General features: G+C 43.3%; 29 protein-coding genes. 12 read left to right on the top strand and 17 right to left on the bottom strand.

Annotated elements, in window-relative coordinates:
• The first annotated feature begins 141 nt into the window (after positions 1-141).
• Positions 142-1,314, top strand: coding sequence for an alanyl-tRNA editing protein (locus CUJ83_RS08665; protein ID WP_230741904.1), 1,173 nt, complete (start codon positions 142-144; stop codon positions 1,312-1,314).
• A 1,020-nt stretch (positions 1,315-2,334) separates the two neighbouring features.
• Here CUJ83_RS08665 and CUJ83_RS08660 read toward each other — a convergent pair.
• From CUJ83_RS08660 to CUJ83_RS08645, 4 genes are all read right to left on the bottom strand, one after another.
• Positions 2,335-3,159, bottom strand: coding sequence for a glycine betaine ABC transporter substrate-binding protein (locus tag CUJ83_RS08660; RefSeq protein ID WP_230741903.1), 825 nt, complete (start codon positions 3,157-3,159; stop codon positions 2,335-2,337).
• Positions 3,160-3,314: 155 nt separating this feature from the next.
• Positions 3,315-4,145, bottom strand: a complete 831-nt coding sequence (locus CUJ83_RS08655; protein ID WP_230741902.1) for an ABC transporter permease — start codon at positions 4,143-4,145, stop codon at positions 3,315-3,317.
• Positions 4,142-5,359: a quaternary amine ABC transporter ATP-binding protein gene (locus tag CUJ83_RS08650; RefSeq protein WP_230741901.1), complete on the bottom strand. Its 1,218-nt coding sequence runs from the start codon at positions 5,357-5,359 to the stop codon at positions 4,142-4,144. The genes CUJ83_RS08655 and CUJ83_RS08650 overlap by 4 nt, the downstream gene beginning before the upstream one ends.
• Positions 5,360-5,759: 400 nt before the next feature.
• Positions 5,760-5,966, bottom strand: a complete 207-nt coding sequence (locus CUJ83_RS08645) for a YwbE family protein (protein WP_230741900.1) — start codon at positions 5,964-5,966, stop codon at positions 5,760-5,762.
• Positions 5,967-6,154: 188 nt separating this feature from the next.
• Here CUJ83_RS08645 and CUJ83_RS08640 point away from each other — a divergent pair, with 188 nt between their 5' ends.
• A complete protein-coding gene (locus CUJ83_RS08640; protein ID WP_230741899.1) occupies positions 6,155-6,835 on the top strand; it encodes a hypothetical protein in 681 nt (226 codons plus the stop codon).
• A 40-nt stretch (positions 6,836-6,875) separates the two neighbouring features.
• Here the strand turns inward: CUJ83_RS08640 and CUJ83_RS08635 are convergent, their stop codons facing one another.
• A complete protein-coding gene (locus CUJ83_RS08635; protein WP_230741898.1) occupies positions 6,876-7,040 on the bottom strand; it encodes a hypothetical protein in 165 nt (54 codons plus the stop codon).
• 170 nt (positions 7,041-7,210) lie between these two features.
• Here CUJ83_RS08635 and CUJ83_RS08630 point away from each other — a divergent pair, with 170 nt between their 5' ends.
• A complete protein-coding gene (locus tag CUJ83_RS08630; protein ID WP_230741897.1) occupies positions 7,211-7,834 on the top strand; it encodes a DUF3267 domain-containing protein in 624 nt (207 codons plus the stop codon).
• Between the two features lie 56 nt (positions 7,835-7,890).
• Here CUJ83_RS08630 and CUJ83_RS08625 read toward each other — a convergent pair whose 3' ends face one another.
• The gene (locus CUJ83_RS08625) at positions 7,891-8,349 is read right to left on the bottom strand and encodes a hypothetical protein (protein WP_230741896.1); all 459 of its coding nucleotides are present in this window, start codon (positions 8,347-8,349) and stop codon (positions 7,891-7,893) included.
• Positions 8,350-8,751: 402 nt separating this feature from the next.
• On the opposite strand from CUJ83_RS08625, the gene CUJ83_RS08620 reads away from it, so the two are divergent.
• Positions 8,752-9,732 carry an ABC transporter ATP-binding protein gene (locus CUJ83_RS08620; RefSeq protein ID WP_230741895.1) on the top strand — a complete coding sequence of 327 codons (981 nt, stop codon included), beginning with the start codon at positions 8,752-8,754 and terminating at the stop codon, positions 9,730-9,732.
• A 4-nt stretch (positions 9,733-9,736) separates the two neighbouring features.
• Positions 9,737-10,570, top strand: a complete 834-nt coding sequence (locus CUJ83_RS08615; RefSeq protein WP_230741894.1) for an ABC transporter permease — start codon at positions 9,737-9,739, stop codon at positions 10,568-10,570.
• A gap of 205 nt (positions 10,571-10,775) precedes the next feature.
• Here CUJ83_RS08615 and CUJ83_RS08610 read toward each other — a convergent pair whose 3' ends face one another.
• Together CUJ83_RS08610 and CUJ83_RS08605 are read right to left on the bottom strand one after the other, a co-directional pair.
• Complete coding sequence (locus tag CUJ83_RS08610) at positions 10,776-10,970, bottom strand: helix-turn-helix transcriptional regulator (RefSeq protein ID WP_230741893.1); 195 nt, start codon at positions 10,968-10,970, stop codon at positions 10,776-10,778.
• Complete coding sequence (locus CUJ83_RS08605; RefSeq protein WP_230741892.1) at positions 10,967-11,308, bottom strand: DUF2178 domain-containing protein; 342 nt, start codon at positions 11,306-11,308, stop codon at positions 10,967-10,969. The genes CUJ83_RS08610 and CUJ83_RS08605 overlap by 4 nt, the downstream gene beginning before the upstream one ends.
• A 184-nt stretch (positions 11,309-11,492) precedes the next feature.
• Between CUJ83_RS08605 and CUJ83_RS08600 the strand changes: the two genes are divergently transcribed.
• Positions 11,493-12,755, top strand: coding sequence for an SDR family NAD(P)-dependent oxidoreductase (locus tag CUJ83_RS08600; protein WP_230741891.1), 1,263 nt, complete (start codon positions 11,493-11,495; stop codon positions 12,753-12,755).
• Positions 12,756-12,791: 36 nt separating this feature from the next.
• Here the strand turns inward: CUJ83_RS08600 and CUJ83_RS08595 are convergent, their stop codons facing one another.
• Both CUJ83_RS08595 and CUJ83_RS08590 read right to left on the bottom strand, forming a co-directional pair.
• Positions 12,792-13,349, bottom strand: a complete 558-nt coding sequence (locus tag CUJ83_RS08595; protein ID WP_230741890.1) for a PadR family transcriptional regulator — start codon at positions 13,347-13,349, stop codon at positions 12,792-12,794.
• A gap of 17 nt (positions 13,350-13,366) precedes the next feature.
• Positions 13,367-14,425, bottom strand: a complete 1,059-nt coding sequence (locus CUJ83_RS08590; protein ID WP_230741889.1) for an EFR1 family ferrodoxin — start codon at positions 14,423-14,425, stop codon at positions 13,367-13,369.
• Between the two features lie 195 nt (positions 14,426-14,620).
• Here CUJ83_RS08590 and CUJ83_RS08585 point away from each other — a divergent pair, with 195 nt between their 5' ends.
• Together CUJ83_RS08585 and CUJ83_RS08580 are read left to right on the top strand one after the other, a co-directional pair.
• Complete coding sequence (locus CUJ83_RS08585) at positions 14,621-14,785, top strand: hypothetical protein (protein WP_230741888.1); 165 nt, start codon at positions 14,621-14,623, stop codon at positions 14,783-14,785.
• Positions 14,786-15,066: 281 nt separating this feature from the next.
• Positions 15,067-15,204: a hypothetical protein gene (locus CUJ83_RS08580; RefSeq protein WP_230741887.1), complete on the top strand. Its 138-nt coding sequence runs from the start codon at positions 15,067-15,069 to the stop codon at positions 15,202-15,204.
• 75 nt (positions 15,205-15,279) lie between these two features.
• Here CUJ83_RS08580 and CUJ83_RS08575 read toward each other — a convergent pair whose 3' ends face one another.
• Complete coding sequence (locus tag CUJ83_RS08575) at positions 15,280-15,567, bottom strand: hypothetical protein (RefSeq protein WP_230741886.1); 288 nt, start codon at positions 15,565-15,567, stop codon at positions 15,280-15,282.
• Positions 15,568-15,861: 294 nt separating this feature from the next.
• On the opposite strand from CUJ83_RS08575, the gene CUJ83_RS08570 reads away from it, so the two are divergent.
• Positions 15,862-16,359 carry an NUDIX hydrolase gene (locus tag CUJ83_RS08570; protein ID WP_230741885.1) on the top strand — a complete coding sequence of 166 codons (498 nt, stop codon included), beginning with the start codon at positions 15,862-15,864 and terminating at the stop codon, positions 16,357-16,359.
• 46 nt (positions 16,360-16,405) lie between these two features.
• Here CUJ83_RS08570 and CUJ83_RS08565 read toward each other — a convergent pair whose 3' ends face one another.
• Complete coding sequence (locus tag CUJ83_RS08565; protein WP_230741884.1) at positions 16,406-17,098, bottom strand: M48 family metallopeptidase; 693 nt, start codon at positions 17,096-17,098, stop codon at positions 16,406-16,408.
• 154 nt (positions 17,099-17,252) lie between these two features.
• Between CUJ83_RS08565 and CUJ83_RS08560 the strand changes: the two genes are divergently transcribed.
• Positions 17,253-17,603 carry a NifB/NifX family molybdenum-iron cluster-binding protein gene (locus CUJ83_RS08560; protein WP_230741883.1) on the top strand — a complete coding sequence of 117 codons (351 nt, stop codon included), beginning with the start codon at positions 17,253-17,255 and terminating at the stop codon, positions 17,601-17,603.
• Between the two features lie 126 nt (positions 17,604-17,729).
• Here CUJ83_RS08560 and CUJ83_RS08555 read toward each other — a convergent pair whose 3' ends face one another.
• A complete protein-coding gene (locus tag CUJ83_RS08555; RefSeq protein WP_230741882.1) occupies positions 17,730-18,107 on the bottom strand; it encodes a hypothetical protein in 378 nt (125 codons plus the stop codon).
• 433 nt (positions 18,108-18,540) lie between these two features.
• On the opposite strand from CUJ83_RS08555, the gene CUJ83_RS08550 reads away from it, so the two are divergent.
• A complete protein-coding gene (locus tag CUJ83_RS08550) occupies positions 18,541-19,014 on the top strand; it encodes a molybdopterin-dependent oxidoreductase (protein WP_230741881.1) in 474 nt (157 codons plus the stop codon).
• Positions 19,015-19,063: 49 nt separating this feature from the next.
• Here CUJ83_RS08550 and CUJ83_RS08545 read toward each other — a convergent pair whose 3' ends face one another.
• Both CUJ83_RS08545 and CUJ83_RS08540 read right to left on the bottom strand, forming a co-directional pair.
• Positions 19,064-19,672, bottom strand: coding sequence for an FmdE family protein (locus tag CUJ83_RS08545; protein WP_230741880.1), 609 nt, complete (start codon positions 19,670-19,672; stop codon positions 19,064-19,066).
• Positions 19,673-19,708: 36 nt separating this feature from the next.
• Positions 19,709-20,773 carry an ECF transporter S component gene (locus CUJ83_RS08540; RefSeq protein WP_230741879.1) on the bottom strand — a complete coding sequence of 355 codons (1,065 nt, stop codon included), beginning with the start codon at positions 20,771-20,773 and terminating at the stop codon, positions 19,709-19,711.
• Positions 20,774-21,121: 348 nt separating this feature from the next.
• Between CUJ83_RS08540 and CUJ83_RS08535 the strand changes: the two genes are divergently transcribed.
• Complete coding sequence (locus tag CUJ83_RS08535; RefSeq protein ID WP_230741878.1) at positions 21,122-21,895, top strand: CDGSH iron-sulfur domain-containing protein; 774 nt, start codon at positions 21,122-21,124, stop codon at positions 21,893-21,895.
• Between the two features lie 986 nt (positions 21,896-22,881).
• On the opposite strand, the gene CUJ83_RS08530 is transcribed toward CUJ83_RS08535, so the two are convergent.
• Complete coding sequence (locus CUJ83_RS08530; protein ID WP_230741877.1) at positions 22,882-23,451, bottom strand: hypothetical protein; 570 nt, start codon at positions 23,449-23,451, stop codon at positions 22,882-22,884.
• Between the two features lie 219 nt (positions 23,452-23,670).
• Positions 23,671-24,759, bottom strand: coding sequence for a fasciclin domain-containing protein (locus CUJ83_RS08525; protein ID WP_230741876.1), 1,089 nt, complete (start codon positions 24,757-24,759; stop codon positions 23,671-23,673).
• Positions 24,760-25,064 lie beyond the last annotated feature (305 nt).

Here is a 25,064-nt window from a genome sequence, read left to right as displayed (position 1 = left end):
TATATTTTTTATTGATCGGAAAAATATCAAAATTTAATTCCCGCATTATGCATCGAACTATGAAAAAGTCAATAAACTTTGTCATAAATACCTATCCCAGGAACTATCATGGAACGCCGGTTGTATTATGGGTCGCCGTATATGGCTGAGTGGCAGGCAGAGGTAAAAGAGATTATCGAAAAGGATGAAAAATTTCTTATCATCCTGTCAGAAACCGCCTTCTATCCGGGGGGCGGCGGACAGCCAGCGGACAGCGGGAACATCGACGGCATAGCGGTCGAAGAAGTCTATGAAAAAGACGGCGAGATATATCATGTTTTAAACAGGAAGCCGCAAAACCGGATCGTTAAATGCGCCATAGACATTGTGCGAAGGCGGGACCTGACTCAGCAGCATACGGGCCAGCATATACTATCATCGGTCTTTGATCTTTACGGCGGGGAGACTTCAAGTTTCCATCTGGGGGATGATGAGGTTTCCATTGATATCTCTCTGTCCGACATTTCCGGAGAACTCTTAAAAACGATAGAGGACAAGGCGAATGGATACATTTACCGGGACCTGATCGTAAAAGCCCATTTCGTATCTCCCGAGGGAGCCAGTGATTTCCCTCTTCGCAAGGCTCCTCCCAGGGATGATGTCATCAGGATAGTGGAGATAGACAACATTGATTTCTCTCCCTGCTGCGGCACACATGTTACAAGGACCGGGGAAGTGGGTATCATAAAAGTCCTGAAGGCTGAAAAGATGCGGAACCAGACCCGTATCTATTTTAAATGCGGAATGAGGGCGCTCCGGGACTACCAGGATAAACATGCGATAGTGTCGGCACTGTCCAGGCTATATCGCACGTCAGAGGGCGAGATACCGGCGAGGAGCGAGTCTATGATGGCACAGCTAAAAAGCCTGCAGAAGGAGCTTTCTGATCTAAAGGAAAAAACGCTTGCCCTGGAAGCAAAGGGGATCGCCGGTTTAGCGAGATCAAAAGTCATCCGTATGGATCTCGAGGATAAAAAAGCCGACGAGATCAGCCTTCTTGCAAAATATATACTTCAGAACGGCGATTTTATACTTGTGCTATCATCCATCCCTGATAAAAGGCTGCTATTCGCTCATAGCGGAGCATTCGTAATTAATTGCGGTAAGGTATTCAAGGATCATCTCGCCGAATTTAAGGGAAAGGGCGGCGGTAGCGATAAATGGGCTAACGCAGGATTCAATGATGTAAACGATATGAAAAATTTCGCAGAATTTTTAAATGGCCTTGCATCCAGTCTTAGTATACATGATGACAAAAAAGACATAGCAAGTTAACTACAAAGGGATAAAAGGTCCACTATTTTTCACCACGAAGTACACAAGGGTAATTAAGGTTCACTAGCTTAACCACGAAATCTTTGATGAGCGGGGTCTTGCTCAGGTTTTAAGAATGAAAATGTGTCTTACTCAATGGTCTTTGAGATAATGTTTTTATGGCTATGCCTGTCGGATGGCAGGTAGGCACGTAACCTCACAGAAACACAGAACCACAAAAATTTTTTATATGATTTTTTAAGGGCACAAAAACCCTAAGAGTTTACTCACTAAACCACAAAGGGCTCCAGTATCACCGTCAACGCACTAACACCTCTAACGCCCGGCTCAACGCACTAACCTCTCAGAGTCACCAACTCTAAAACAAGGCCCGAACATTCTCCAAATCACTAAAGTTTAATATCCCGGTCTGTGTTCTCCTGACCTATGGCAGGGATATCGATCGTGTAAGCGTCAACCGTGCAGTTAAAATTTAGTGTTTTTGGGAATGTTCGTGTCTTGTTTTAGAGTTGGTGACTTAGAGCACTTCGAGCGTTGAGCCGGGCGTTAGAGGTGTTAGTGCGTTGACGGTGATACTGGAGCCCTTTGTGGTTTAGTGAGTGAACTTTAGAGATTTCGCGATCTTAAATTCTAAAAAAATTTTGTGGTTCTGTGTTTCTGTGAGGTTACGTGCCTACCTGCCATCCGACAGGCACAACGGCAGAACATCAATCCCGTAATGAATTGTTATATGCACGTCTTTACAATGACATCTAAAAGTTTTTCATGGGAGTACACAAGGGTAACTAGGGTCCACAATTTTTTTAAGTATATATTAAACTTCTAAAAATCCTTCGTGTTCCTTTGTTGCCCTTGTGTACTTCGTGGTGAAAAACTGTGGTCTATATTATTCTTTGTAGTATGTAAGATCACCAATAGACTAATAATTCTCCGATAAAAATGATCGCGCGCGATAAACTTTAATCGCTATATAAAAAAATAAAGGCAGGTTTGTCACCCGCCAATGATTTGATGTCCGGCTTATTCTCCGATCCACGCTTTTACTTTATCCTGGTTAGCGTCGACCCACTTCTTTGCCGCGTCTTCCTCAGACGTGCCTTCCTCTATGTCCAGCATGACGGACTCCATGTCTGCGGTAGTCCAGTAGAACTGTTCAAGAATGGCGTAAACTCCCGGCTTATCGTCCTTAAGTCCCTTACGTGCAAGGGTTCCGACGAATTCCTCGCCGCCATAGATCCCCTCGGGGTCTTCAAGGTATTTAAGGTCAAATCGGGCGAACTTCCAGTGCGGCGTCCAGCCGGTCACAACGATCCACTCATTGTTCTTGTACGCCTTACTAAGCTCGGCGGCCATGCCTGCGCTGCTGCTGGGCATTATCTGGTAGTCAAGGCCGTATTCGCCTATAGCCTCTTCTGTTTTAGACATGATGCCCGCGCCGGGCTCTATACCTGTTATCTTGCCATTGAACTTGTCTTTGACATCGTTCATTTCAGCGATCGAGTCGATCGTAACATAGGATGGAACCACAAGGCCTACCTTGGCCCCGTCAAGATTGTGCCTGACGAGGTCGATGTCTTTGCCGTATTTTTCCCAGTAATTAGCCTGGGTGGACGGCAGCCATGCAGAGACAGTACAGTCGACGTCGCCGTTCGCAACGGCCTGGTACAGCGGACCTGCATCCACTGCCTTAAGCTCCACCTCATAGCCAGCCTGTTCATAGACCTGTTTAAGGACATTTGTGCTGGCTATCTCTGAATCCCACAGAACGTATCCAATAGTAACTTTACCTTTTGTTGTTTGCTCCTCGGCGCCCTGGCCTACGCATCCCGCTAACAGGACCGCCATAACGCAAACGATCGCAAACAATACTATGTAACTTTTAGCTTTATTTAACACACTTTTCACATCCAATATTGCTCTTTTAAAGCCGCTATTGGGCGGAAAAGGGCCGAATTTCGACCCCTTATTTTTTCGGCCTTGATTCAAGGCCGGGAAATTTTTCATGACTTGACCAGATTTTGTGTTATCCGGTCAAGTATGATAGCGATGATGACGATGGCCAGCCCTGCTTCAAAGCCGCCACCGATGTCTACTCTCTGTATGCCGATAAGTACGTTCAGCCCAAGGCCTCCCGCACCTATCATGGAGGCAATTACAGTCATTGAAAGCGCAAGCATGATACACTGGTTGACGCCCGCCATTATCGTCGGCAGCGCCACTGGAAGCTGTACTTTTATCAGCTTCTGGTTTGACGTAGCGCCGAACGAGTCCGATACTTCGATCAGTTCATTCGGTATCTGGCGAATGCCCAAGCTTGTGAGGCGGATCGCGGGCGGCATCGCGAATATCACGGTCGCGATCATGCCGGGCACGTTACCGAGGCCGAAGAATATGACCGCGGGGATAAGATAGACGAATGACGGCATGGTCTGCATTAAATCAAGCACCGGCCGAATTATCCTGTCCACTATATCGTTCCGTGCGGCAAGGATGCCGAGAGGTATACCTATCAGGAGGGTGAGGATCGCCGACGATATGACGAGGGCAAGCGTTTCCATTGCCTCAGGCCATAATTGCAGGTTCCACACGAGTAAAAGGCCTAACGCCGTAAGTATGACTATCTTAATGTCTTTTTTTGTGACGAACCATACGATCGCAGCAATGATGAGGATCAACACGGGGGCCGGTATCAAAAGAAGGATATCCTGGAATCCGCTTACAAAAAAATCCAGCCCGGCACTGATACCGTCAAGGAGCCATCCTAAGTTCGTATCGATCCAGTCCACAAGTATCTCAATGAATTCTCCTATAGGAATCTTCGGGACCATCATAAGGCATCCACCTCCATGCGGGCAAGAGCTGCCAGCACGGAACCTCTTACAATGATGCCCTTGATCTTTCCGGACGAATCGACCACTCCTATCGGGTATTTTGAATCCGCGATCTTAGGGATGATCTCAGATACGGGCGTATCCGGCGTGACAACCGGCGCATCCTTGATGAGTATGTCCTGAATAGGCCTGTTATCCTCTTTTGCCCGCATCGCATCGTCGACCACAATGAGGCCTTTATGCTGTCGCGTCTTTGCTACGACGAATACGCTGGATATGCCGTACTCTTTCATCAGGCGCAGGGCGTTAGTGGGCCCGGAGTCAAGCGCCAGCAAAGGTTCCGGCCTTTTCATGACGTCCTTTGCGGTCAGCACTTTAGCCATGTCGACACTCTCTACGAATTTTTCGACGAATTTTGTGCTCGGCTTTGTAAGTATCTCTTCTGCCGTTCCGACCTGGACTATGCACCCGTCCTTCATCAGTGCTATCCGGTTCCCGAGCTTTAACGCCTCGTCCAGATCGTGGCTGACGAAAATGATGGTCTTGTTCACCCTTTCCTGAAGCTCGATCAGCTCATCCTGCATATTTCGCCTGATAAGCGGGTCGAGAGCGCTGAACGCCTCGTCCATCAAAAGGATATCGACGTCGCTTGCGAGCGCCCTTGCAAGGCCGACACGCTGCTGCATCCCGCCGCTAAGCTCCGAAGGTTTGCTCATCTCGTAACCCTGGAGCCCGACAAGCTTGATGGCCTCCGTTGCTTTCTGGCGGCGCTCGCTGACAGGCATGCCCTGTATCTCAAGGCCGAAAGCGACGTTGTCGAGGACTGTGCGGTGGGGCAGGAGCGCGAAACTCTGGAATATCATGCCGAGCTTCTTTCTCCGCAGTTCTCTCAGCTTCTCTTCATTCATATCCAGGACATTTTGCCCGTCTATGAACAATTTGCCTGCCGTAGGCTCAATGAGACGGTTTATGCAGCGAAGAAGCGTGGACTTTCCGCATCCGGATAATCCCATAAGTACGAATATTTCTCCCTCATATACTTCGAAGGAGACGTTATTGACCGCGACGTTCTGTCCGGTTTTTTCAAAAATTTCCTTTTTTTTATTGCCTTTTTTAAGCAATTCAAGTGCCTTCTGAGGTTTTTGCCCGAAAATTTTTGATAGATCCTCTACTTTGACCTTTACTTTTCTCTCTTCTACCCCTGAATTTTCCATAAAAAACCTCGCTAATTATAATTATTATATTTATTTTTAACTCATTTTTTCTACCCTTTTAAAGTTAAAAACCTATATTTCTGTCATTTTTGTTAAAAATAAGGTCTTTTCATTCTTATTTATATCTTTTGGTTATTTTTTCATTCTCCGCTCATGCTAATTAACGGTTAAATATGTCCGTTTTCCTAAAATGGCTGTTATTTTACTCTTTTTAGTAGTAATAGGGCTACATAAGTTTGATATGTTATGGAAGTATCAGTCTATATTTAGAAAATATATCTATAAATTTGGTAAATTTTTTAAAATAAATTGATATAAAAAATAATACATAAGTAAATATTAATTAAAAATAATTTCTTATGCGTTAATAAAATATTTATATGTAATTATGTTTATCTGTTTAGCCAGTTTTAGGGCCGATGATCTCCTGCACTCTTCCGACCTGCCCGTTCTGTAACCTTACTTTAATACCGTGCGGATGATGGGATGAGTTCGTCAGTATCTCTTTTACTATGCCTCTTGTTCTTTTACCCGTGCGCTGGTCTTCCTTCAACACTATGTCGACTTCGAGGCCTATTTTGACATCCTTTCTATACTGGCCATTCATTGAGATCACTTGTTCCGGGTTTCAATCATGTCGCTTTATAGAAATACTAATCGAAAAGATATGATCCAAACTTGAAATAAACATATTATCCATTATTAACTCCAGTATCATTGCCTGTTATAAGGGAATTTGGCTTATATAATAATAAATTATATTATATATAAATGTATAATTATTGATCAGGAAGTATGCGCGATAGTTCCGGACTATTAAAATGGATACATGAAAGTGTCACAATTGAAGCTATTACGGCCGTATTACTTGCACTGGCCACAGTTTCTTCAGCATGGTGTGTCTATGAAGCGAACAAATGGAATGGTATACAGGCCTTTGAGTTCGGCTCTGCCAATACGATACGCACCGAATCCATACGCAATACTACCGCTGCCAATACTAATGTGATCATAGACGTCACACTATTTTTGCAATGGGTGGATGCCGTAAGCAGTAATGATACGTTAAGGGCGGATTTTTTAAAGTCCAGGTTCAGAGATGAATTCCGCCCGGCTTTTGAGGCATGGCTTGCTCTGGCAGGCACGGGCGTAGAAGATAATATACCTCCGAAATCGCCTTTTTCGCTGCCTGAATATGAGGTAAGGGAAGGGCTGGAGAGTATCAGGCTCAGCGAAGCGGCCAGCGCTGCTTTTGACAGGGGAAGAAAAGCGAATGAGATCGCGGATAGTTATATCCTTGACACTGTGTTTTTTGCCCTGGTATTGTTCCTGGGGAGTACGTCTACAAAATGGAAATCGGAGCGGATCAGGTTATCCATGCTTTCGCTAGCGTTCATCATATTTTTCATCGCATTACTATACATGATAAGCCTTCCCACGAGTATCGGTTTTTACTGGTTCCCGAATGTGGGTTAGCTGTATATTATGCGAACAGGCCAATGTCTAAGAAAAAAATTTAGGACATCCCTAAAAATTTTTTGATCTTATCGATAATTGACGGTTTTGGCCGCAAGCAAAATGCCAGGCTCCCTTTAGCAATATGGAACTCTTTACATACGTCGCAGTACCCGTGTCTCTCACATTGTGTCTTAGGGCATGGACAATCCAACTTTTTTTCCATAAACAGAGTTAAGATAAAGTATTAAATAAATGTTACCATTTCCACAAAACCATCAAAAAATATCAGATATCTACAGGCGAAAATCATTATTATAATAAGTAACTTCATAGAACTAATATTAAGAACAATATGCTGTAACTGATATATAAAAATATTATGTTCTTATTCGGATGGGGATATCCATAAAGATAATTACCAAAATACCTAAAACAGATAACAGAAAACATTCCTGTCTGATCAATGATCAATGGGTGTTGTTAAAAGAGCCAAAGAACGTATTAACGGCTATCATGGCATCAATTCCATTTATGGCGATAAACGCCTTGATCACGATATCTATAATAAAAACGTTCACGACGATACCTTTTTTAGATACCGGACTTATATTAAATAACCTATCGATCACTATCAACCTGATAGACATTTTAGGTATTTTATTAATATTGATAATACACGAATTCACTCACCTGATCTTTATCCCGGATTTTTATCGGTCAGATAAGACCTACGCAGGCATTACCTATGCCGGCGGGTACGTTTATACGGAAGAAGTGTTGACAAGAAAGAGATATCTTATCATCTCTATCGCGCCTTTCTTTATACTATCCATAATACTTCCCATAATACTGGGTATAACCGGAACTTTGAGCCCGCTAATGATATTCCTCATATTATTGAACTCTATAGGGTCTTCTGTAGATATTTTAAGCATGGTCCTGGTATTTTTACAGGTGCCGGCCGGTTCGCATCTGGTATGTTCGGGTAATAATACATACTGGAAAAGTAATTCGTAAAGTTCCGTATTTTAAGGATCGATTAAAACCCGGCGTTAATGCCGGGTCAAAAATTTTTATGCTTTTAAGTATTTTTCCGTTACCATATCGTATGTCTCGTCCAATACGGCCGCTGTAACATTGTTCCTGAGTATCGATATGACTGCCTTATGCGGTGTTATGGCATCCGTTACCGTGTTCCCGGTCCTGTCGCCATAGCCTCCATACGAGCAATTGAACTCAACGATGACATCGTATCCGCACGGGACAGTGGCCTGCACGCCGTTGACGTTCAACGTATCGATCATGCCGTCAAACTTGAAGGTCTCGTCATCCGTCACAAATTTTTTTGCGATATCTTCAGCACCGCTTATTGTGTATACCGGTATCGAATCCCACGGGTTCCCCGAGGGCTTAGGGGTCGGTGTCGCCACCGGTGTTGTCTTTACGTCATCTCCGAACATTATCAGCATGCCTGCACCGGCTGCTATCAAGATAATTGCGACCGCACTGATCGCAGCTAAAAATTTATCCATGTATATCACTTCTTAGTAAATTTCGGGGACTTACATAATAGTGTAAATATGATAAAGATTGCTTTAACTACGAACCGTTTTGAAGATATTATTTTAAATATGTGAACATGGAACGAATGTTTCCTGCAGTCCCCTATCTAAAAATTGTATGAATTAAAAATTTAATTATTTTTATCAAATTTAATACATATAATTATGCGGTCATTGATCAGTGACGAATTTAAAATATGGCTACATGCTCCTAATTTTAAATATTTGACAACTGATCTTTCCACCCGGAAAAAACTATATAATTTGCCTGTTTCTATTACTTATTAAAAATATATACATATAACTGACATATATTGACGAGTTATATATAAAAATAATAGTGAAGCTCTTAAGCATGCATCCTTAGAATTGATGAGGCCGTTCATAAGAGGAATGATACTAATGAGTGAAAGCAATAACCTTATCATAAGCACGAAAGGTCTTACCAAATCCTATGACGGTAAACCTGTGCTAAACTCGCTAGACCTCAAAGTCCCCAAAAACTCCATCTTCGGTTTCCTGGGTCCGAACGGCGCAGGAAAAACGACGACCATCAAGCTCATACTGGGACTGATACAACCGACGGGCGGCAGTTGTGAGGTCTTTGGCATGGACGCTTTTAATAACAGTGTAGACATCAGGCACAGGACAGGCTATCTTGCACAGGACCCGCGCTATTATGAGCATATGACCGCCCGTGAAACACTGAGGTTCACGGCAAGGTTCTTTTTTAAAGGCCCAAAGAAAGAGGTCGAGTCGCGCATAGAGGAGACACTTGAAATGGCCGGGCTTGACGATAAAGCCGACAGGCCTATAAAAGGATTTTCAGGCGGAGAGCGTCAGCGCCTGGGGATCGCCCAGGCACAGATAAACAATCCCGACCTGCTGATACTGGACGAGCCTGCTGCGTCCCTTGACCCGATGGGCAGGAGGGACGTCCTGGGACTGATGAAAAAGATGCAGAGCGAGACGACCATATTCTATTCGACGCACATACTGGACGACGTGCAAAGGGTCAGCGACATGGTCGCTATACTGAATAAAGGAAACCTTGTCGCGCAGGCCCCGATAGAAGAGCTTCTCGGCAGTAAGGAAAACGCGGTGTATAACCTTGTCATAAAAGGCGACGCTACGAACGTGAGCTCCCTGCTCCTGCAGCAGCCGTGGGTATCTTCGGTCAACGCCGTCTCGCCTAACGGCTATACGACCTTAACTGTGAGCGTTTCGGACGACTCAAAGGCGGAAAGGAATATTTTAAAGGTGGCGATGGCCGACGAGAACATAGTGATCGTCGAGTACGGGCGCAAGAAGTACGAGCTTGAGGATGTCTTTATGAAGATGGTGGAGGGTTGATACGATGTCTGCTAATTCGTCTTTGGTCAGGGAGACAAATAAAGGCTGGACAACCGGCCTGTCTAACATGCTGAGTAAAGAGAACGGGGAATGGTGGAACCTCAAATCTATCCTGATGCAGCTGATCATATGGACTTTCATCGTTAACGGTATCGTGGCTATGATACTGTTCATCGTGCCGAACATGGCAGCATCGGAAGGCTCGGCTGACGCGCAGAACACTCCTGGCACATCGACTCCCGAGGAACTTGCCCACGAAGGCATGATGGTTTTCTTCAACCTGTCCGCGATGGCTATCTCGATCGGCGCTATCATCATCTCTCACGAATCGATATTAAAGGAGCGAGAAACAGGGACGGCCGCATGGGTCTTATCGAAGCCAGTATCCCGTAAAGCGTTCGTCATCTCAAAGTTTTTCGCTAACGGTATCGGCGTATTATTGATAATTGTCTTGATCCAGGGTGCGATCTCTTACGGACTGTGCTCCATCGTGCAGGGAACTCCGATAGATCTGGTGCCTTACTTTGCAGCGGTGTGCGTGCTCGGCCTTATATGTCTTTTCTATACGACGCTGAGCATAGCGATGGGCGTATTCTCGAACTCCAAGGCCGCAGTGATCGGCATTCCCATGCTTATCCTGTTCATGGGCAGCATGCTGTCACAGTTTATCCAGCCTCTCCAGTATATTGTTCCGCATACGCTAGTCCCTGTATCCGCAGGTCTGGCCACGGGCGCCGGAATGCAGCAGATCATGGTTGTGCCTATCCTCGCGACGGCGGCCTGGATAGCTGTGTTTATCGGTATAACGTTATGGAAGTTCGAAAGGATAGACCTGTAGTTTGTTACTGGAATTAGGGCAGAGATAAATATACATATAGATCCCTGCCCATCATTTTAATAATCATTCCTTCCTAATTCTCTGTGATGTTTTCATGTTGTACCTTTCGGATGGCAGGTAAGCACTAATTTCACAGAAAAACAAAGACACAAAAAATACATCTTAAATATTGAAGAACAATCATCCAAAAAATTTTAATTTTAAATCAATCATCGAATATGAATAGCTCATCTATCGTAGTTTTCAACGCTTTGGCGACGTCATGGGCTAGTTTTAGAGAAGGGTTATAATCACCCTTCTCCAGGAACAGTATGGTCTCCCTTCTTACGCCTACTATTTTCGCAAGGTCTTCCTGTGTCAGGTCATATCTTGCCCTGAGCTCTTTTATCCTTGTCCTCATGGCCGATCAGCTTTACTGCCGTAGTACCAGCGCAGGATAGCAAAAGTCCCGATAGTCACCAGTAATGAAATGATGAGCGCCCATCCGGTTTCCAGGATCGGAAGACCCAGTTCAAGGACCTCGGTGGCGAAAACGTAGTACAGGAGCGCTAGCATGAAATATATCGAGATAAAGAAGGTCATCAATGCCGCTTTTCCTTCTATCCTTACAGTCCTTTCGTCCTTTACCGCAAAACCTGCCTTTTTCTCTTTGTTTATCTTCCACACATACCATACTAAAAAAATGAACACAACGACTATCAGTATCGCAGGTATCGCGAGTATAATTATATCATACATATTTTACACCCTCTATGTTATCTATTGTTAACTTAATGTTATATATTTATAACTAATTGTTATGTATACTTAATATATGTATATAAGCTTTTCTTACAAACTACAAACAGGAACATATCGAGGCATTTTTAAAAATACGATCGATATAATCTATTTATAGGTCCTGGATACATTCTCTGATATTGTGAAGGCAGAATTGCTCGATAAACTGGGACTTTCACTCGGCTCACTTACCGGGAAGGTAGCCGTGATCACCGGGGCAGGCGGAGGCATAGGAAAAGAACTTGCCATCGGACTGTCCATGCTGGGTGCAAGCGTAGTGATCGCAGAGATAGGCGATTCAGGCGCGGAAGCGGAAAAGCGGATCATTTCCATGGGCGGAAAAGCGCTTTTTGTGAAGACGGACGTCTCGGATGAAAAAAGCGTGAACGAGCTAAAGGAAAAGTCGCTTAGAGCTTTCGGCAAGGCTGACATAGTGGTCAACAACGCGGTAACCGTCACTACCGGGTCGGTGATGGAACAGCCGGTAAGCGCATGGGACCGTGTCATGGCAGTAAATCTAAAAGGCCCTCTGCTTATGATAAAAGCATTTTTACCTGCGATGATAGAGCGAAAGGACGGCGTGATAGTCAACATGCTATCCAGCGAAGGAATGGCATATCTCGCCCCGTACTCGGCATCCAAGGCAGCTCTTATGTCTTTGACTTCATCACTTGTATCGGAACTGGGTGACGGGACCGGGGTGTCTGTCTTTAACTTTGCCCCTGGAATGGTCGACACACCGGCCATTCATAAATTTGTGCCGGAGGTAGCCCCCCGCATGGGCCTCACGTTTGAACAGTTCACTCATCTCGGAGTAAATCCCGGATATGAAGGCTTAATGCCGGCGGAGGACTGCGCCGCAGGCCTTGCGTACGCGATAGTGCACGCGAAAGAATATCACGGACAGACAGCCGATCCATTCAAGCCTCTTATGCAGACGGGAATGCTTGAGAATGCACCAGGCAACAAGCAGGCTACAGCAGTGACTGCATGCGTTACGGCTAAAACGACTGCCTCTGAACGGGCCAAAGAGCTTAGAAATGTTATAATGACCGTGAACAGGGAGTTCGAGGAACTGGACCTGTTCAAAAGGACCTGGGCTAAGAATGATTTTAACAGGAAAGCGGGGATGGGTATAAACGATTGGCTTAAAGTCAGCGCAGACCTCGTGAATGACCTGAATGAGCTTTCATGTCCTGACGGTGCCGATAAAGCGGCATCGATCAAGGGTAAATTCCCATATGTCATAAGTAAGCTGGAAAAGCTTGCCGATTACTTTAAGGGTTCTATCGAAAATGCGAAGGGATGGTTCAAAGACCCGAAACAAAGGGATATCGCCGTGGAAGCCCTGGAGAGACGTGAAAATGCCGTGAAGTCTTTGATATCCTCGCTTAAAGAGCTTTAAGTAAAGCCTGTGTGATACGTTTTCGTGGCGAGGGCATCACTTCTTGTTTTTCTGTTTTTTACCGTCCTTTAGCATCTCAATAGATCTCATACTCCATTCGATCTCGGTCCTGTAGGACATGACACCCAGGGTGGTTATCAGGAGCATGTTAATTTCATTCGGATCTTTTTTCGGGGTTCCTCTCAGTTCCTTTTCGGCTTTTTCCAGCACATCGATATCAATTTTTCTTTTTGATATGAAGCCTTCCAATTTTTTTATCAGTTCTTCTTTTGAGATCTCGCTGCCAAAAAATATCTTGAGAAGTATCTCATATTGTTTCTCTTCAGACCTGCGCAGCCACTTTCGCAGTTCTTCCCTGCCATCATCTGTTATGTTATAGACCTTACTGCTCGGCCCTTTATCAGCCGTCTCCATTTTCATGGTGGCCAGGCCTTCCTGCTCGAGATGCCGGAGCGTCGGATATATCTGGCCATAACTGATGTCCCAGAAATAGCTGATGGATAGTTCCACCCATTTTTTAATGGCATATCCCGATTTGGGGCCCTGGCTTAGCAAGCCCAGGATAATATATCTGGCCATGTTGTCTTTAGGCATTCATACCTCCAGTAAACTTACAGTCGTTTCTCACAGCCGTTCAAAGGTTTAAACTCACTGTCCAGGTAGCGGCGATATTTCCTTGTAAAGCTTAATTCCATGATCTTCCTGATGCCCGGGACAAATTCCAGCGCAAGAATTAGCTTATCGGCAGGATAGAGCAGTACTGTCCACCCAAGCATGAAAAGGAACACATCATACATTATTCCCGGCAGCCAATCCGGCTTCAGATAATAATGTCCGGCAAGAGGCCCCGCTATCCAGTATGCCATAAGCAATGCCGGGATACCCAGCCACATTATGGCCAGCCTCATTATCGAAGTCTGAATGGCTTTGACAGGGCATATGTTGATACAGCGCTGGCATCCCTGACAGTCCCAGTTCCACGAGGGCTTTTTATTGATCAAAGTGATAGTCTTCGATGGACAGGCTTTTTCGCATTTCCCGCAGGAAATGCATTTACTGTCGGCCACGAACATCTTGCCAAGGCCTCTCCTTCCCATCAGGCCATATAAAAATCCGAAAGGATATGATAACAACGCTACTATCAAACCGGGGCTTTTCACATCCCTATCCCCGGCCACGATCCTGTCAGCGAACATTTTCACTTTTTCATCCGATGATGCCTTGATCGCTAATTCCTCGGCCTCATCAGGAGGAGGTATGAACTGCGTTATACTATGTGGATATCCTACGCCGCCGGTGAGCAGCACGTCATATCCCTTTCTCGATATGATCGAGCGCGCGTGATCATAAGAAGAGCCCGGATCTCCCTGGTCGCCGGGGAACCTGTGGTCCTGGAATATTTTACCATACACTGACAGTACCGCTGCCTTCGACCCGTTTCCCGGTGGCAGCCTGTGTAAATACTTTATCATAACGTCCGGGACGTCCGCCGCGTATACCGGGAATGCGAATACGTGTAAATCATATTTGTTTTCAGGAGGCATGGTGCCGCATTCGACACGGTTGACGGCGACCGTATAACCCGAATCCTCCAGCTTTTTCCGGATCAGGCTCACTGTATGGTACGTGTTGCCAGTGCCCGAAAAGTAATGGATCATCGCTGATGGCATTAGGATCACCAACATATATCTTTTTGATATATATCAATAAGCTATACATCTATAAATAGGCAGATGTTTTTCCACTAAATGTAAATAAACCAAATAATTATTTTTTAAATTAGTATAATAGAAAGCTTTATATGTACTTGTATAATAAATAAAAATTACAGCACTGCAAGTGCTGTTAAAGTAGGGGATATTTAAATGATTGGGGAAAGTGTATTAGCGCAAGCTACAGGTATATGCAACCGTTTCTTAGGAAGAGACTATGAGAAGGCTTATATCAGACAGGTAGAGCAGGAATTCAGGGATAATGCAGACGAAGTGCTGAAAAAGCTTGATCTGTCTTACCTTCAGGTAACGCAATAACTGAGCATAAATTTTTTTTAAAAACCAGATTTTTTTATCAGTATTAATAAATTTCGTCATTAAACTGCAATAATGGCCGGTTAATTTATTATTCTACAATTTATATCCGGGACGATTCTTTACAAATCTCGATAAAATGACTGAACTTTCCCTGTACAGCAATTTTTAGGGTGTTTACGACTTTTAAGATTTTCCTCAGATGTATTAAAACGGTTATTGGATCATGACAGAAATATTTTATACACCTATATGAATTAAAATATATTTATGGTGTCAATATCATGGGAATGATAGGTTATCAAGAGATCGTCCTGGTATTTTTATCATTGATCTTATTCATTGCATTTTTCTATGTGCTTTATAAAGTATTCCAGTTCATTGATATTTTCTTAAAAGAGCGCAGGAAAATTTCTAAATAACGGTCTTACACAATAAATTAATACGATTAAAAAAAGATTGGATCCGGCATCTTCCGGTAATTTTTTATGGTATATTTATGCCTTAACATTATTAAACGGCATCACTACCATGTCAACCTGAAGTTCGTACGCGGATGTGATCTCGCTCACTATGTGCCATTTATTTTCAAAAAATTTTAATGTCACATTACTTCCTTCGGGATATTCCTTCAGTATGTGCGGTATCTGCCTGCAATCAATAGGCACTCTTATGATGCGGTTATCTACTTTGACTAGCGCGATTGCCGCCGTCGATAATGGATTCCATCTGCGAAAGCCGACCAAAATGCCGGTAGCTGATTCATGTAAATATTGATTACTCACTATATACCCCCCAATTAAGCGCTAAGCACGCTATTGTTTATTATGTACAAATGAAATAATCCATATTTTAGTATTTAATACTTTTGTGAAATTACTCAAAAATATTTACAAATTTGAAAGTATGTGCCAATAATACCTTACAAACTGAAAATATTATCATTTTAATAATAATATTTGCCCGGATTTTTCTTAAAGGAACGTCTATATTTTCATTTTTTAATCATTTTTTTTAACGCGCCGCATACAGATCCATATCAACTCATTTTTTATAGTAAAAGATAGACTCTAATTTTAATGGATGAATTTTTCGACATTGTAAACGATAACGATGAAGTGATCGGTCGCGCTACGCGAAAAGAGGTCCATTCGAAAGGTCATGTCCATAGAAGCGTTCTCTTCTATATATTCGATAAAGAGAACAGGGTTTTCGTAAACCAAAGAACTATGAACAAAGAGTTCTATCCCGGCTACTGGAGTATCGTCTTCGGAGGGCACGTCCATGCCGGAGAAACATACGAGGATGCCGTCATCAGGGAAGTTGAAGAAGAAGCCGGCATAGTCGAAAGACCGATCTTTATCACCAGTTTTAAAAAGAGATTCGATGAAAATGATAAGGAAAATGTCAACGTATATGCTTTTATGACCTGCAGAGAGCTGATCATCGATCCCGGAGAGATCAGACAGGGCATTTTTATGACGATGAAAGAATTAGGTGAAAAACTGGGGAAGGAAAAGTTTCTTCCTGAAACTCCCGGACTCTATGATATCCTTAAAAAATATATGATAAAATAAGAATTTTTTAAAAATGTATTTTGTAGATTTGGATGCATATCTTAAATTATTGTTGTACTATCGCTTTTCCTACATGGTCCATATGCTCTATCCTTTCTTTTAAGGTCGGATGCGAGCTTCCCGCTACAAAATAAAAGACCAGCAACAATAGGCTAAACAGTATTACAGGTATCCCCGGACGGCCCTGCGACCTGTCTATATTCTTATAATAGGATATCAAAGCTCTTTTAAATGCTTCGGGTCTTTTTATTTTTAAAACGGCGTCTCTGTCGCATCTTATTTCCGAATTGCGCGATACCCACATAAAAAACCTGACACTTAAGATAAAAACCAGCATACCGGCAATAATGAGCGATATGATGAAAATGTCCCCGAACAGTAACAATGAGGATAATATTAACAATGATAGTTCAAAAATGAATAACGGGAATATCAAAAATACGAAGATCAATGTGTATAAAACTTCATCCCTGTTATAAACATGGCTCAGTTCATGAGCAAGTACGCTATCTCTCTCCTCATAGTCCAGGCTCTCCAAAAATGATAATGACCTTTCGGATATTTTTATCGAATCCCCCATAAGGGACTGTCCCTTTATGAGATTTAATTTTTTAAAAAACACGGGATACTTGAAACTGATCTTATCAATGCCATAATAGCCCATGACCCTGCTTATCGAATCGTAGACCTCGGGGTACTTATTTTTATCTAACCCTTTGATCGTAAACTGATGTGGCATATATCTCTATTATTAAACGGCCATATATCAATTTTATTAAGATAAAGTCCTGACAAAAATATGCTGAGAAGAAGTCAGTATTTTCCCTAACGTCATAACTAATGCTAACTTATACGATTAACTTTAAAGCCTGACCTGTAAATAGTATAATTATATGACAAGGTATGCGATACCTATAACATCTCCCGAAGGTCTTTCATCGCCGGTCAAGGAACATTTTGCAAAGAGCGAATATTTCGTTATCCTGGAAGCGGAGGAAGATAAGATAGTTTCTGTCGACGTTCTTCATAATGTTCCTTCAGAGGAAGGCGAAAAGAAAGCTGCCGATTTCCTGGCAGATAATGGCGTTAATGTCGTGCTGGCAGGAAGCATAGGGCCATGTATGAAAAGCATACTGCATGACCGGGGAGTCAAAGTGTTCATGGGGGCCGAGGGTACGGCAGAAGATGCCTTTAAAGATCATATGGCGGGAAAACTGATGGAAGTGCAGAAGACCGGGTTTTAATATCCTGGCCGTATAAGATGACTTTCATAAATACTAATATCTCATCCCGTTTGTATTGTTATCCTCTAACGTCTTTTGATAATTTTATTATCTAAACTTAACACTAATTATTTTGAATGATCTATTCTAGCCACTCTTCTTTTTAAATTTAAAAATTTTAGCTATCAGTATAATGATAATATAAAAAATCATCCCATATGTCATATAATTCAATATTCCCGTAGCTCCTTTGATCAGATTGTCCAGGTAAGTCGGAGGTGCATCCGTCATCACAGGTATGACATCTTCCCCGTAGCCTGCTAAAAAATTCGTGAACATGGCTAAAGTTGTTACGATAAGCACGATCAACCAGCCGTTCTTTGGTTTGATAAAATAGTCCGCAATAGGATAAAGCGCGACCACAGCCATAGGATATATCAGGAAAAATGCGCTAATGTTTATGAGCGGGAGCATTGGCCCCGGATATTCCTGGGCTGCTTCCCATAATAACCATATAGCGATCAATACGAATGGAATACTATATGTTACATACTTATTTTTTATGAAATGTAGAAGAAATGCGTATGCTCCTGCCGCCAATCCGATAATAAAAGATATGATGAGGAAAAATGGCCATAACTGTAGATTTCTAATGATTATCTCTATTTGATCCACCTGACACACCTTTAAGATAAATTGTTTAATATCTGACGTATTATATATGAATTATGTCAGGATCAGCTAACTAAAAAATGATAATATGAAAAGTTTTCCGAAGAAAGTTTATAAATATTCTTGTAATTTTTTAAAGATTTTCAGAATGCATACTAATATTTTAATTTTATTCGAACATTACTGGATCTATTACATTTTTCTATGTAATCATTCTTAGTAACATTACATTTATATCGTTATATCATAATATTACTATCCAATCTTTTCCAAAGGGAGGTATAATATGAAACTAAACGGAAAATCAATACTTTTATTGATCACAATGGTCGCGTTCATAGTCGCTATTTCCGGCTGCACTCAGCCGACGGCAACTCCGGCCGCGACACCGACGCCAGAGCCCGGGCCGGTCGTATTAACGGTCAAGGGGAACGTAGACAACCAGCTTGACCTGACGATGGCCGACCTCAACGCATACGGGACCAAGACCATATCCGTCGAAGGCAAAGATGGTGTTATGATGACATACACCGGCGTATCCTACAGTAAACTTCTGGAAGACGCAAAGCTTAAGGGCGGTGCAGCCAGCGCAACAATGATCGGCGCTGACGGTTACTCAAAGTCGCTCCCGATAGCTAACATCACCGCATCCCAGGACGCCATCATCGCTATCGAGGAAGACAAGACATTGAAAGCGGTCATCCCAGGCGAGTCAAAGGGCGCATGGGTTGGCGGCCTCGTAACGATCGAGATCGAATAAAACAGGTAAAGATGGCTACCAGGCCATCTTTTCAATCTTTTTGATCTTTTCAAATAATATAACAAGAACCTGTAGCGCATGCCTTGCACAGGCCGTTCTCGAGCTTTTTATCAGGGATCATTTCGCCGCACTTTATGCAAAAAGCCGGTTTCCAGTCTTGATCCTTCGGGGGGATCGGCGCATTGACATATTCCCATAACAGGATGGATCTGCCTGCCTTTAGAATATCCTCAAGTAAAGCAGGAAGGTCATTTTTACTGTCCGGCTCATTATAATACCATGTCATTAAGGCGGGATATCCTTCGGTTTTTTCGTGCGCTACAAAGGCTCGCACGCATTTCGCAATGCCTGTACCATCGTCTTTTCCTATCGCCAGCGAAAGTCGGCCTGTATCGAATAATAAAAATTTACTGCTGCCCGGAGTACAGCCCGTTATGATGCCGATGGAATCCGAAAGGCACTTGCTTGTTTCAGCTATGGCGAATAGCTTTTCATCGGGGCCGGTGTCGAGCTTTTCCAGCGCAAGGTCTATCATATAAGCTCCCAGGATGACACCGGGGGCGGGAAATCCATGATATTGTACCGCCTTATCTATGAATTGTCCTGCGCGGCCGCTGACAGCATATTTTTCCTTCAGGTCCGAAAAGACTTTTTTCATTTCGCTTTCCCAGGGGGTATCCAATATATCACGACCTCAATATACTCTTATCGTCTTTATCATCCCGACCCAGTATTCCTGGCTTAAGCCATTGGCAATGATCTTGAGCTGCCCGCCAGTGTCCACCATAATGACATCATCGCTCATCGCCTTTGAAAGATCGAATGTGTTATAGTAACTGTCCCAGGCGACGATATCCACTTTTGTGGCTTCGGGTTTCACTCCCGCATCCTCAAGTATGAATTTTAACGGCAGCCCTGTATAGTTCGTTAGTTTATGCGGGTTGCATATGACCTGTGATTCCATTACGACAAAGTGTTCTTTATGATCGTAGAAATTATATTCCTTTTCATTATTTACACTGCCCGTAACGGTAAATTTCATCATTTTATCATCTACGGGAGTCGCTGCAGGGTCCTGTACTGATGGATCCGGCGTTTGCTGCGGCGGCATAAATACTACAGAGCCGACCATGATGATCATCGACAGGCCGACAAGGATAGCCGCGGCTTTGGTAGCCGTGATGCGTATCCCTTCCTTCTTGTTCTTCTCCTTTCTCAGGATCCCCGCATCTTCCAGGCTGTCGACGACGCCCAGGCTTAATATGCCGGCAAATACTGCTCCGGATATGAATGCCATGAAGGTGGCCAGCGCAAAGAGAGACATGTCCTGGAACGGCGATATGAGCTGGAAAGTCACTACGTTGGATGCAGTGCCGATGCCACCCGCCATAATATATGCTAGTTTCCTGTACTTCCTGAAAGGCCAGAAACCCAGCTCGGCGAACAGGCCCTCAAGCAATGACAGGACAACGACGAATATGCCGAGCCGGCTGCCCATAAGGAACTCTACGCATCCCTTTAGCAATCCTGCCATAACACCGCTGCCTTTCTTATTAGTGATGCCGAGCACGAGCACTATCCATATCAAATGGACGCCGCTTAGAGATTCGCCTACCGGGAACCATACTTTCATGATGTTAAAGATCTCGGCGATTATGTAGCCCATATATACAGAAAAACCGCCTCCAAGGGCGCCCAGTATTGTGATGGTCGCAAGATCTTTTGTTGAAAAGTAATATTTGCTTAAGCTTTCAGCCATAATTTACCGAAATTAAATTAAATTAACAAATGTAAATAAAGTTACCGATTCTATTTAATATTTTATAGTTTAATTATCCTCTTAATTAATATTAAATATACTGAAATACGTTAAGAGCTCTATTCGATAAAAATAATTCAATATTCTCCTGATATTTTTCAAAGTTCGAATAAAATAAGTGTTTCTTGTCTTTTACGTTTTATCATTAAATGATCTAATTTTTATTTTACTGATAATGATCTTTAAAGACTTATCAGATCAGGCTTACTTTCACTTATCCGGTCATAAAATCCGTTCTTAGATAAGCTATTTAATAATAAACACTAATATCATTATTTTGGTTATATTATGATCAACGATAAAAAAGATTATACCGGGCAGGAGGTTGTCCAAACTTCTTCCGATGTCCAGAAAAAGGAGAATGTCAAAGTCGTTGTGACAAAGGACGGGCCTTATCTTGTTACGGGTGGTCTGCCACTGGCAAAGGAGATCATTGTAACTGACGATCACGGCGTCCCCCTTGAATGGAGCAAAGGTGAAGAGTTCCCTGTACAGGAAACCTACGCACTTTGCCGCTGCGGCCAGTCAAAGAACAAGCCGTACTGCGACGGTACTCATACCGAGACCGGCTTTAACGGCACAGAATCGGCCAGCGGTAAAAAATATCTTGAGCTGGCTAATAAGATACCGGGGCCTGGCGTTGATCTAACCGACGCTCCAGAGCTTTGCGCCATGGCACGCTTCTGTCACAGGGCAGGAGGCATCTGGGACCTTGTCAAGTTCACAGATGACCCTGAAATAAGGGAACTTGCGATAAAGATAGCCGGTAATTGCCCTTCCGGAAGGCTCGTGATGTGGGATAAAACGACAGGGAAGCCTATCGAGCCTAAATTCGTGCCATCCGTCAGCCTTGTAGAGGGCCCGAAAGAGGAAGCTCTTGGACCTATATGGCTAAAAGGCGGAATACCGTTCGAATCTTCTGAGGGTTTCAAGTATGAGACCAGGAACCGTGTTACTTTATGCCGCTGCGGAAGGTCGGGGAACAAGCCATACTGTGACGGCACGCATACGCATAAGGATTATGTGAAGGAGATCAAGGATCTTATACATAAGATATTTTAGAAGAGGCCTTGACTAATAAGCTTAATATTAAAAACGAGCTTTTTTCTTTATTTTGTGATTGATCGCGTCTTTATGGAATTAGATATAGGTCACATATTCGTTACATTTGTATTCTGTCTCCTTTTCACCACGAAATCTTTGATGAGCGGGGTCTTGCTCAGGTTTTAAGAATGAAAGAACGTGTCGTACTTACCCGGTCTTTGAGATGAAGTTTTTTTAGGTAGTTCCTGTCGGATGGCAGGTAGACACATAACCTCACAGAAACACAGAAACACAAAATTTTTTTATGATTTTTTAAGGGCTCAAAGACCCCAAAATCTTACTCACTAAATCACGAAGGGCTCTAGTATCACCGTCAACGCACTAACATCCCTAACGCTCGGCTCAACGCACTAACCTCTCTAATTCACCAACGCTAAAACAAGGCCCGAACATTCTCCAATAACACTAAAATTTAATATCCCGGTTTGTGTACCCCCATGATCCATCAAGAATTATATCGATCGTGAAACGTCAACCGTGCAGTTAAACTTTCGTGCCCTTGGAGAATTGTTCGGGCCTTGTTTTAGCGTTGGTGATTTCGTGTTTTTGAGCGTTGAGCCGGGCGTTAGAGGTGTTTGTGCATTGACGGTGATGCTAGAGCCTTAGAGGTTTGGTGAGTGAACCTTTGGGTTTTTGTGCCCTTAAAAAATCATTTAAAAAATTTTTGTGTTTCTGTGTTTCTGTGAGGTTATGTGTCTACCTGCTATCCGACAGGCACAATGCCAGAACATCGATCTCAGAACTGATGTTATATGCCCATTTTTACAGAGACCATCAAAAGTTTTTCATGGGAGCGCACAAAGGCGAGTCAGGTACATTAAGGATTTCTTTTGAAGATGATCATACTTTTAAAAAATCCCTAAATACGCTCAAAAATAAAAAATCAATATATTAATGTTTAAGTTCTTTAAAAGTATAAGCTCTGATGAACACAAAAAAGAACATCATATCTTAACCGGCTTTCTATCAGGCGAACAAGCCCAGTCGATGAACCTTTTTCCGGGAAAATCGTACATCCCCGAAACTATGATATGCCCGTCTCCCAATTGTTTATGGACCAGGACCGCTTTATCGTCTTCAGAGGCCATTATTTTCTCGCCGTCAAATTCCTTCAGGTATCCGTCACATCCCTGCACCCCCTGCTCAAATATCATAGCTGCGGGGCTGTCCACATTTATGGTCTTAACGCTCTGTTTTTTAGGGTCGGAACAATATTTGACGTTCACCGGAAGCCAGTCATAGGTATATTCTTCCATGAGCGCTCCGTATGAAAACACTATTCCACCATTCCTTACAAAATTGTCGATCCTGTCTTTGTTACGTTCAAGTGTGGATCGGAGAAAAGAGTAAAAATTCGGACGAGGGAACCCTGCCGGAACGATCAGTAGTTTTACCGGAGGGCAGAACTGAGACCCGAAAGCATTGGGAACGATAGGCTGGCTGTTATAGCCATAACTGCGCAATACCGGGCCGAACATATCTCCTTTTTCCAGTAAGACCAGCACATCTGTCATAAATATATTTGATTTTTGTATACCTATAATAATTTAACTGGTAAAAAGGCAAGCATTTATCATATATTCCAAAAGCAGCCCATCATCACAGGCTGAACTTGACAGCATGATCCAGCAGGGATTGATTCTATGCATGGCAAGCGCCTGTTATCTTTTTGACATCCGGGTAGAATGAGTACAGGATATTGTCATGGTAATAAAAAATAATGAAAAAAAATTTTAAGCCGGCTTAACTGCTGGCTTCCGGAGGTAATTGTATACTGCTGTGAACCCGGCCATTAAAAGCGGCACTATGTATTTCTTAATATCGCTATCCAAAAATCCTCTGGCTATCCCTGTCTTGTCAATGATGTCCATTATCGAGGATATGCCCGGCTCTTTACCGCCTGCCATCATGGAACCCACGTCGTTTTGGAAATAGCTCTTTACCAGGAAGCTAAGGAAATCCTGCTTATCGCTGAATACGCCGTTGCTGATGAGCTTATTCAGCCCTGCCAGCGAATCGCCTGCAAGCGGCAATTCGAGGTTCCTGGCGATATTAGTGATATCGGATATCGAAGGCTCGCGGTAAGCCGAGACTGACTCTTTGACTCTCTTCATCGTTTCTTCAGCTCTCTCCGTCTCTTCCGACCAGGGCTTTACACGCTCCTTTACTCTCTCTTTTTCATATGCTGCTTCAGGAGCTTCATAACCCTTTCTTCCGGCACGGGTCAAGAAGTACAGCGCGATCAATCCCAGTCCAAGAGCACCAAGCAACCATGGAAGCCATCCCATCTCTATCCCGGTGGACCTTGCGACCTGCGGCATAGCGAAGCCCGGCGGGGTCATCACGTTGCTTATCGGGTATATCATGCCGTTCTTGCTTTCAATGCCCGGTCCCATTAATTTTGTTCCGTCGACAGTGACCATCCCGTCCTGCCTGCCTATGGGCAATGTCTTTCCGTCGACAGTCTTGATCTCTGTCATTTTTGAGAGGTCCGCGTAAGTCAATTTACCCGGGACGACATGGTACTTCAGCAGTTCGCCAAGTTTTGTTTTATCGTTTACCAGGGCGCTGATCGATTCTTTCGGGAACTTGTCGAACGCGGCATTGTTCGGCGCGAACAATGTGTAGGATTCCATTCCGCTCAATACTTTATCCAGGCCTGCAGCTCTTATGGCTGTAGCCAGGGTGGAGAATTCTTTATTGGCCGCCAGATTTTCGAGCATAGTATTCTGCACCGACGTCTGGGCAATAACCGGTAAAGCAAACCCAAATATCAGTGTCAATAATATGAGTATTGCCAGTATCTTTCTAATATCTGCCATTTATCATTCACCATTTTTATAAAAAGTACAGTAATTTATTATTTTTAACATCAAATAATCATTAAAAAAAATTGAAAGTCCGGGTTTAAAATAATTTTATAGCAAGGCCAATAGTAAGCTTTTATCAGTGTTCAGTACCCGTAGAGATGGCCGATGTAACTCTTTTATGATGTCGAGAAAAGTGTTTTTGCGTATCTTGTATGCGGCGGTCATTTTCCAATAGTAATTAATAGGTCTATTCGACCTTATTGTACGTTCTAAAATTGGTGGTATGTAACCTTAAATCATTTTTTGGCAGTCTATAC

Origin of the sequence: Methanooceanicella nereidis, assembly GCF_021023085.1 — an archaeon.
In the GTDB taxonomy this organism is placed as follows: Archaea; Halobacteriota; Methanocellia; order Methanocellales; family Methanocellaceae; genus Methanooceanicella; species Methanooceanicella nereidis.
This window is presented reverse-complemented; position numbering and strand designations above follow the sequence as displayed.

Coding starts and splice junctions, on each gene's coding strand:
- CUJ83_RS08640 (WP_230741899.1), top strand. CDS start 6,155: ATGCGCGATAGTTCCGGACTATTAAAATGGATACATGAAAGTGTCACA.
- CUJ83_RS08625 (WP_230741896.1), bottom strand. CDS start 8,349: ATGGATAAATTTTTAGCTGCGATCAGTGCGGTCGCAATTATCTTGATA.
- CUJ83_RS08540 (WP_230741879.1), bottom strand. CDS start 20,773: ATGGCTGAAAGCTTAAGCAAATATTACTTTTCAACAAAAGATCTTGCG.
- CUJ83_RS08525 (WP_230741876.1), bottom strand. CDS start 24,759: ATGGCAGATATTAGAAAGATACTGGCAATACTCATATTATTGACACTG.
- CUJ83_RS08605 (WP_230741892.1), bottom strand. CDS start 11,308: ATGTATGATATAATTATACTCGCGATACCTGCGATACTGATAGTCGTT.
- CUJ83_RS08550 (WP_230741881.1), top strand. CDS start 18,541: ATGAAACTAAACGGAAAATCAATACTTTTATTGATCACAATGGTCGCG.
- CUJ83_RS08580 (WP_230741887.1), top strand. CDS start 15,067: ATGGGAATGATAGGTTATCAAGAGATCGTCCTGGTATTTTTATCATTG.
- CUJ83_RS08585 (WP_230741888.1), top strand. CDS start 14,621: ATGATTGGGGAAAGTGTATTAGCGCAAGCTACAGGTATATGCAACCGT.
- CUJ83_RS08655 (WP_230741902.1), bottom strand. CDS start 4,145: ATGATGGTCCCGAAGATTCCTATAGGAGAATTCATTGAGATACTTGTG.
- CUJ83_RS08645 (WP_230741900.1), bottom strand. CDS start 5,966: ATGAATGGCCAGTATAGAAAGGATGTCAAAATAGGCCTCGAAGTCGAC.
- CUJ83_RS08610 (WP_230741893.1), bottom strand. CDS start 10,970: ATGAGGACAAGGATAAAAGAGCTCAGGGCAAGATATGACCTGACACAG.
- CUJ83_RS08565 (WP_230741884.1), bottom strand. CDS start 17,098: ATGCCACATCAGTTTACGATCAAAGGGTTAGATAAAAATAAGTACCCC.
- CUJ83_RS08660 (WP_230741903.1), bottom strand. CDS start 3,159: ATGGCGGTCCTGTTAGCGGGATGCGTAGGCCAGGGCGCCGAGGAGCAA.
- CUJ83_RS08595 (WP_230741890.1), bottom strand. CDS start 13,349: ATGCCTAAAGACAACATGGCCAGATATATTATCCTGGGCTTGCTAAGC.
- CUJ83_RS08535 (WP_230741878.1), top strand. CDS start 21,122: ATGATCAACGATAAAAAAGATTATACCGGGCAGGAGGTTGTCCAAACT.
- CUJ83_RS08665 (WP_230741904.1), top strand. CDS start 142: ATGGCTGAGTGGCAGGCAGAGGTAAAAGAGATTATCGAAAAGGATGAA.
- CUJ83_RS08560 (WP_230741883.1), top strand. CDS start 17,253: ATGACAAGGTATGCGATACCTATAACATCTCCCGAAGGTCTTTCATCG.
- CUJ83_RS08650 (WP_230741901.1), bottom strand. CDS start 5,359: ATGGAAAATTCAGGGGTAGAAGAGAGAAAAGTAAAGGTCAAAGTAGAG.
- CUJ83_RS08620 (WP_230741895.1), top strand. CDS start 8,752: ATGAGGCCGTTCATAAGAGGAATGATACTAATGAGTGAAAGCAATAAC.
- CUJ83_RS08590 (WP_230741889.1), bottom strand. CDS start 14,425: ATGCCATCAGCGATGATCCATTACTTTTCGGGCACTGGCAACACGTAC.
- CUJ83_RS08530 (WP_230741877.1), bottom strand. CDS start 23,451: ATGACAGATGTGCTGGTCTTACTGGAAAAAGGAGATATGTTCGGCCCG.
- CUJ83_RS08615 (WP_230741894.1), top strand. CDS start 9,737: ATGTCTGCTAATTCGTCTTTGGTCAGGGAGACAAATAAAGGCTGGACA.
- CUJ83_RS08635 (WP_230741898.1), bottom strand. CDS start 7,040: ATGGAAAAAAAGTTGGATTGTCCATGCCCTAAGACACAATGTGAGAGA.
- CUJ83_RS08570 (WP_230741885.1), top strand. CDS start 15,862: ATGGATGAATTTTTCGACATTGTAAACGATAACGATGAAGTGATCGGT.
- CUJ83_RS08545 (WP_230741880.1), bottom strand. CDS start 19,672: ATGAAAAAAGTCTTTTCGGACCTGAAGGAAAAATATGCTGTCAGCGGC.
- CUJ83_RS08630 (WP_230741897.1), top strand. CDS start 7,211: ATGGGGATATCCATAAAGATAATTACCAAAATACCTAAAACAGATAAC.